5 protein-coding genes and 1 pseudogene (1 of these 6 cut by a window edge) are annotated in these 6,875 nt (G+C 71.9%); 2 read left to right on the top strand and 4 right to left on the bottom strand.

The window, feature by feature from the left end:
- Positions 1–559: 559 nt before the first annotated feature.
- The 4 genes from D455_RS0102105 to D455_RS0102090 form a co-directional block, all read right to left on the bottom strand.
- Entirely contained in the window at positions 560–1,570 is a 1,011-nt protein-coding gene (locus tag D455_RS0102105; RefSeq protein WP_017569110.1) for a hemolysin family protein, read from the bottom strand.
- Entirely contained in the window at positions 1,567–2,949 is a 1,383-nt protein-coding gene (locus D455_RS0102100; RefSeq protein WP_017569109.1) for a hemolysin family protein, read from the bottom strand. Before D455_RS0102100 ends, D455_RS0102105 begins: the two co-directional genes overlap by 4 nt.
- Positions 2,950–3,170: 221 nt before the next feature.
- Complete coding sequence (locus tag D455_RS0102095) at positions 3,171–3,731, bottom strand: TrmH family RNA methyltransferase (RefSeq protein WP_086003334.1); 561 nt, start codon at positions 3,729–3,731, stop codon at positions 3,171–3,173.
- Positions 3,732–3,854: 123 nt separating this feature from the next.
- Positions 3,855–4,508 carry a class I SAM-dependent methyltransferase gene (locus D455_RS0102090; RefSeq protein WP_017569107.1) on the bottom strand — a complete coding sequence of 218 codons (654 nt, stop codon included), beginning with the start codon at positions 4,506–4,508 and terminating at the stop codon, positions 3,855–3,857.
- A 141-nt stretch (positions 4,509–4,649) separates the two neighbouring features.
- Here D455_RS0102090 and D455_RS32430 point away from each other — a divergent pair, with 141 nt between their 5' ends.
- Both D455_RS32430 and D455_RS28935 read left to right on the top strand, forming a co-directional pair.
- On the top strand, positions 4,650–5,156 hold the full coding sequence (locus D455_RS32430) for a dsRBD fold-containing protein (protein ID WP_026122234.1): 507 nt from the start codon (positions 4,650–4,652) through the stop codon (positions 5,154–5,156).
- 625 nt (positions 5,157–5,781) lie between these two features.
- Positions 5,782–6,875 (top strand): annotated as a pseudogene (locus tag D455_RS28935) (APC family permease); it runs 174 nt beyond the window's last position.

The raw sequence follows: 6,875 nt of genomic DNA, 5'->3' as shown, positions 1-6,875 counted from the left end.
CCGGGGCCCCCACCCGCCAGGTGTGGAGGAGAACGGCCGCCCACCAGACCGGAAGCAGCAACCTCCACGCCAGAACGTGCGGATAGAGGGCGACGAGCGAGAGCAGGGCGNCAGCGACACGGCCGCCAGCCGTGGACGGCGCGTCAGCATGTAGCCGATGCCGAGCAGGGTGGCGTTGCCAAGCAGCACGGAGAGCCGGTCGGGCGTGTGCTCCGTCGGGGGCTCGTCATGCGGCGCGGACGGGGGGTCCTGGGGGGCCAACGTGGGTCTCCGCTCGTTGTTGAGGGGTGACGGTCAAGGTGAGACTCGCCAGGGGCCTGGGGGGCGGTCCGGGGGCGTCCGTGCGACTCGTCCGGAGTCGTCTCGACTCAGGACCGGTTCGGTCGCCGCGGCGACGTCCCCGAAGAATCCGTCGGTGCCCTCGCCGTCCGGGGCTTTCTCACAGGCACAGTACTCTCCCGGACGGCCAGGGAAGGGACCGAGCCGGTCCGGGCGTCCCAACGACGAGGGGGCCGTGGGAAGGATCAGATCCTTCCCACGGCCCCCACCGNGCACCGCCTCAGGCGGCGGTGTCCAACAGCAGCAGACGGTCCAGGATGTCCTGGAGGGTGACCAGGCCGATCACCTCGCCGTCCGCCTCCACCAGGGACAGGTGGCTGCGGCTCTCGCGCATGATGCCCATCGCCGCGTACATCGGCGTCTCCGAGGGCAGGGTGAGCACCGGACGCATCAGGTCGGCCGCGGTGGTCCCCTCCGGGCTCGTCAGCGCCTCACGCACGTGCAGCACGCCGACGGGCTCGCCCCCGTCCATCACCACCAGCCGCAGATGCGTGGACTCCCGGGCCACCCGCTTGATCTCCTCCACCCCCGAGTCCGGGGACACCGACGCGATCTCCTCACGCCGGGTGACGATCTCGTCCAGCGGACGGGAGTTGACCTCCAACGCGGTGGCCAGCTGGTCACGGCGCTCGGGGTCCAGCGCACCGGCCTTGGCCGAATGTTCCACCAGCTCGCGCACGTCATCGGGGCCGTGCCCGGAGGACATCTCGTCCACCGCCTCGACACCGACACGGTGCAGGCACCAGTTGGCCATACCGTTGAGCGTCAGAAGGAGCGGCCGGGTGAACCACATGAACGCCCGCATCGGCACGGCCAGCAGGATCGCCGACCTCTCCGGGTGCGAGATCGCCCAGGACTTGGGCGCCATCTCACCCACCACCAGGTGCAGGAAGGTCACCACGACCAGCGACAGCACGAACGAGACCACGTACCCGACCGCCTCGGGCAGGGCCCCGAACAGGGGCTCCAGCAGGTGGTGGACGGCGGGCTTGGAGATCGCGCCCAGCGCCAGCGCGCACAGGGTGATCCCCAGCTGCGAACCGGCCAGCAGCAGCGACAGGTCGCGTGCGCTCCGGACCGCGGCCCGCGCCGAGAAGCTGCTCTCGGCGGCCTCCTCCAGCCGGTAGCGGCGCGCCGCCACCGGGGCAAACCCCCCCGCCACGAAGAAGGCGCTCAGCGCGATGATCACGACGGTCAGCACCAGCGCCAACCACACGGGCATGTCGCTCACGCCGACGCCTCCTTCGTCTCGTTCTCGGCCATCTCACGCAACCGCAGCTCCACGGTGTGCGGGATGTGCCGCTGTACCGCGTTGACGACCATCGTCAACCCCATGTCGGGGTCGTCGTCGTGCGCGCTGGCCGGGCGGGGCAACACGACGGAGACCGTGTCCCCGGTCTCGGGGAGCCGGTGCAGCTCGTGCACGACCAGGCCGCCCACGGTCTCGTAGTCACCCGAGGGCAGGTCGTGTCCGATCAGGCGCTCGACCTCGTCGATGTGCAGCGCGCCGGGAACCAGGTAGGAGCCCTCGCCCTCCAGGTAGGCGGGCGACTTCTCCTCGGGGCTGTGCTCGTCGGCGATCTCGCCGACCAGCTCCTCGGCCAGGTCCTCGGTCGTGATGACCCCGGCCAGACCGCCGTACTCGTCCACGACGCAGGCGAACTCCTCGCCCGCCTCGCGCAGCTGGTCCAGGGCCACCGGCAGCGGCAGCGACGCGGGGAGCATCGCCGTCCGCCTGACCACCTCGCGGACCTTGGTGGTGCTCAGGTCGCGGTCTCCCAGCGCGAGCACGTCGCGCAGGCAGATGACGCCGACGATGTCGTCCACGCCGTCGCCCAGGACCGGGAAGCGCGAGTGGTCGGAGGCCATGAGTTCCACGACCCGGCTGACCGGGTCGCCCTCCTCCACGGTGGCCACCTCGGGACGCGGGATCATCGCGTGCCCGGTGGTGCGCTCGTGGAAGTCCAGGGTGCGGTCCAGCAGGGTGGACAGCTCCGGGGGAAGGTCCCCGCTGGCCTTGGACTCGGCGATGATGCTCTCCAGGTCGCGGGCGGTCGCCGCGTGCTGGACGTCCTCCACCGGCTCGATCCGCACCGCCTTCAGCAGCAGGATCGCCGCCTGGTCGAACAGCCAGATGACGGGGCCGAAGATCCGCAGGTAGCCCCGCGTGGACAGTGCCAGCCAGCGCGCGACCGGTTCGGGCCGGGCGATGGCCAGGTTCTTGGGGAAGAGCTCTCCGAAGACCATCTGCACGACGGTGGAGAACAACAGGGCCAGAACGGTTCCCACGGCCACGCCCGTCCCCGCGGGGACTCCGGCCAGGCCGAGGAGTTCGCCGACGCCCTCACCGATCATGGGCTCGGCCACGTAACCCACCAGCAGGGCGGTCACGGTGATGCCCAGCTGGGCACCGGAAAGCATGAAGGAGGTCCGGTTCGTGACCTCCAGGGCCCGTTTGGCCCCGGCGTCACCGGCCGCTGCCCTCGCCCGCAGGCGCGAGCGGTCCACGGCCATGTAGCCGAACTCCTGGGCGACGAAGTAGCCCGTCGCCACGGTGATCAGGAAGACCACCAGGATCCCGAAGGCAATGCTGAGGATGGTGCTCGTCATCGGGCACGCACCACCTGGTTCCGCTTCGGGGACGGATCCCTACGAAGGTGCGCACCCTTCGGAGAAGGGGGCTCGTCGTCTGTGTCACAGCATCTGTTCAAGATGCTGCCGGTACTTCGGGACGGGTCCACTGTTCCTCTCTCTGCGCCTTGGCGCGTCGTGTGTGACTGGTGTCCACTGCGGATAAGGACGAACGACTCCGGGGAAATGTTCCCGGATGCTCAGTTTCCGGCGGGGGCGTCGGCCTCGCCGCCGAGGGCGGCCCACTCGCGACGGCGGGCCTCGGCGAGCGCGATCGCGGTGGCCACGGCCACGTTGAGCGATCCCACCCGTCCGATCTGCGGGACGTAGGTGACGGCGTCCGCGCCCGCCAGCAGGGCGGGGGAGCAGCCGTGGTCCTCGGCGCCCACGGCCAGGCACACGTCGGGTTCCAGGGGTGCCGCGTGCAGGGGGAGCGCTCCGGAGGCCAGCTCGACCGCGACCACCTTGTACCCGTCGGCGCGCGCGGCGGCCAGGGCGTCGGCGGTGGAGGCCGTCCGGGTGGAGTCCACCTTCGCGGCGGTGCCCAGGGCGGTCTTGCCGACCTTGGGGTCGTTGGGATCGGCGCTGTTGCCGGTGAGCCAGAGACGGTCGACACCGAAGGTCGCAGCGGTGCGCAGGATCGAGCCCAGGTTGTAGGGCTGAGTGACCGATTCGACGAGAAGGGCGAGCCGCCCCTCGGTGCGCCTGCGCCACTGGCGGTTCAGGCGTTTGACGTCCGTGGGACGCAACTGCGTGCTCAACTGCGGTGTGTTCCTCGGCGGGTGTTCCCGGGCTGTTCCCGGAGGTCGTCTGTTCGCCACAGAGTACAGGTCACTGTGCGTGGGTGCACGCATGACCCCGGACACATCATGGCAAAAGCCGTCTCAAGGCAGGGAACGCCGCACGGCGAGCACCCGGAACCCCGCCCGGGAGGCCACGCGTTCGGCGGGCAGCCCCTGGGTGTCCAGCCACTTCTGGAGCGAGTCCGCGCCCAGGTGGCGCTGCACCACCAGGTGGGCGACGCCCTCGGGGGCGAGCCGCCCCAGCCAGGTGCGCAGCATCGCGTGCAGGACCTCCTTGCCGACCCGGATGGGCGGGTTGGACCACACCGCGTCGAAGGGGCCGAGCAGGTCCCGGGCGCTGGGAGCTCCGTCCCCGGCGCCCTGGTCGGGGGCCGGTTCGCCCCCCGCCTCCACCACCGCGAACCGCGCGTTGTCCAGCCGGTGCTCGGCGGCGTTGCGCCGCGCCAGCCCCACGGCCCGGGCGTTGACGTCCACGCCCACCACCCGCGCGCCGGGCGCGCGCGAGGCCATGGTCAGGGAGATGGGTCCGTAGCCGCAGCCCAGATCGAGCAGGTGCCCGTCGGCGGGCGGCGCCGGGACCGTCTCCAGCAGCACCCGGGTGCCGAGGTCGACCTTGTCGGGGGAGAACACACCCCGGTCGGTGTGCAGCCGCAGGTGCAGGTCCGGTAGGACCAGGTCGGCGGTGGAGGGGCGGCTGGCGGCGCCCGGATCGGAGTCGAAGTAGTGCTGGGCCACGCCGTGACGCTACCAGGGGCCCGGCCGGGCGGCGTACCTGGCAAAAACCTTCCCTTACCGCGTCAACAAAAGGGTCAACCCTCCCACCCGTGAACCGCGGAGTGCCGAAGATGGAGGTATCCGACGTTTGTGGGGGAACCCATGCGAGCACAGGTAGGAGACCGGCTGGTCGTCGAGAGCCCACGTGACGACACCCACCGCCGGACGGGCGACGTCACCGAGGTCAGGGGGAGCGACGGATCGCCCCCGTACCAGGTGCACTGGCACGACGCCGAGCGGGGCCACGACGATCTGGTCTACCCGGGGCCGGACGCGCACATCGAACACCCGCCCGGCGGTACGGGCGCGAACGCGGAGGGGGCTGAGGCCATGCACACGATGAAGCGCTGGAACGTCGACGTCGTGGTCGCCGAGGAGAGCGAGGGCGACAGTGCGCGCACCTGGGCCGAGGTGGGTCTGGTCGCCGACGACGGGACGGCGCTGCGCGGACACGGGATGGCCCGCAAGCATCCCACGGACCTGGACGTTCCCGAGATCGGGGAGGAGCTCGCGGTCTCGCGCGCCCTGTCCGACCTCTCGCGCCAGCTCCGTCAGGTCGCCGCCGAGGACATCAACGACAACGCCGGCTCCCCGTGGCGCCCCACCTGAGCCGGTGGCGGCCCCCGCGGCGCGCCCCACGGGTGGCGGCGGGGGAACACGGGCGCGGGCCCGGACCGGCACCGGTCCGGGCCCGTGAACGTCCACGGCCACGCCGCGTCTCCGCCACATCACGACGGGGGCGTCGCGCACGGGTCCGGGCCAGCACCCCCAACGGTCGGCCTCCGTCCCCGAGGACCGGGCCCGGGACCGTCACTCCGAGCCGGTCAGCCCGGCGTGGACGGTGAGGGACGCGGGGCCGCCCCGCACCGGATCTCCCCATGTCCGTATCCGTCGTTGTCGGGGTTTCGCGGACAGATGTGGCCGCGCCGACACCTGGTGGACCGGAACCGGCCATGTTCGCCATGGGCCGTTTGCGCCCGGTGGTCACCGGGATCGTGCACACTCGGAAGTCGGACACGACCTTCGCCCCGGTGCCGGGGGGGTGTCCCGGCCCAGGAGGGGCCGGAACGCCGCCGTGTCCGACCAGGGCCGCGACGGGGGAGGATGCGCCAGCCGGGCACACGAGGTCCCGCCGTCACGTCCCGAGGTACCGCTGTGCTTTTGCCGGAGGCGTCCGGGGAAGGGAGCGCTGCCGCCCGGCGGGAGCCGGGAGTACTCACGCAAGGGAGACCCGTTGACCACCTCCTCCTCCGGACCACAGACCGGACCCGCCCGCGTCCTGGGCACCGTCGACGCCGTCGCCATCGGCGCGGGTGCGATGCTCGGCGCAGGGGTGTTCACCGTCTTCGCCCCGGCCGCGCTCGGCGCGGGTGCCTGGCTGCCCGTGGCCATCCTCATCGCGGGGGCCGTCGCCTACTGCAACGCCGTCTCCTCGGCCAGGCTCGCCGCACGCCACCCCGAGTCCGGCGGTGCCTACGTGTACGGGCGCGAACGCCTGGGTGAACTGTGGGGATACCTGGCGGGCTGGTCCTTCGTCGTCGGCAAGACCGCCTCCTGCGCCGCCATGGCGCTGACCTTCGCCGCCTACCTCCTCCCGGGCTGGGAGAGGCCCGCGGCCGTGGCCGTGGTGATCGGTATCACCGCGCTCAACTACCGCGGGGTGCGTCGCTCCACACTGGTGATCAAGATCCTGCTCGTCTGCGTCCTGGCGGTCCTGGCCGCCGTGACCGTGACGATGGCCCTCAGCGGGTGCCTGGCCGCCGTCGCCGAGGTGGAGGGGCTGGGGCCCTGGCCGGGGTCCTTCGGTGTGCTCGGCGCCGCCGGGATGGTCTTCTTCGCCTTCGCCGGGTACGCGCGCGTGGCCACCCTGGGCGGTGAGGTCCGCGATCCCGGGAGCACCATCCCCCGTGCCGTCAACCTGGCCCTGGGCGGCGTGCTGCTGCTGTATCTGGTCGTCGGCACCGGCCTGCTGATCGTGCTGGGCCGCGAGCGCCTGTCCACCACCGACACCCCGATGGTCGACGCCGTACGGGTCGCCGGGTTCGACTGGCTGGCCCCGGCCGTGGTCGCCGGTGCCGCGGTGGCCAGCCTGGGCGCCCTGCTCTCCCTCGTGCTGGGTGTCTCGCGCACCACCGCCGCGATGGCCGCGGACGGGCACCTGCCCCGGTCCCTGGCCGCGGTCCACGAACGCTACGGCGTGCCCCACCACGCCGAGATGCTGGTCGCCGCCGTCGTCATCGGCCTGGTCCTGGTCACCGACCTGCGTGGCTCGATCGCCTTCTCCGCCTTCGGCGTCCTGGTGTACTACGCCATCACCAACGCCTCGGC

It is taken from the genome of Nocardiopsis halotolerans DSM 44410, assembly GCF_000341065.1.
Lineage (GTDB): Bacteria > Actinomycetota > Actinomycetes > Streptosporangiales > Streptosporangiaceae > Nocardiopsis > Nocardiopsis halotolerans.
Note: the sequence above shows the minus strand (reverse complement) of the source record. Positions and strands in the feature narration are given on the sequence as shown.

What these genes read in the sequence shown, in the direction of transcription:
- D455_RS32430 (WP_026122234.1), top strand. Translation starts at nt 4,650, where the DNA reads ATGCGAGCACAGGTAGGAGACCGGCTGGTCGTCGAGAGCCCACGTGAC.
- D455_RS0102100 (WP_017569109.1), bottom strand. Translation starts at nt 2,949, where the DNA reads ATGACGAGCACCATCCTCAGCATTGCCTTCGGGATCCTGGTGGTCTTC.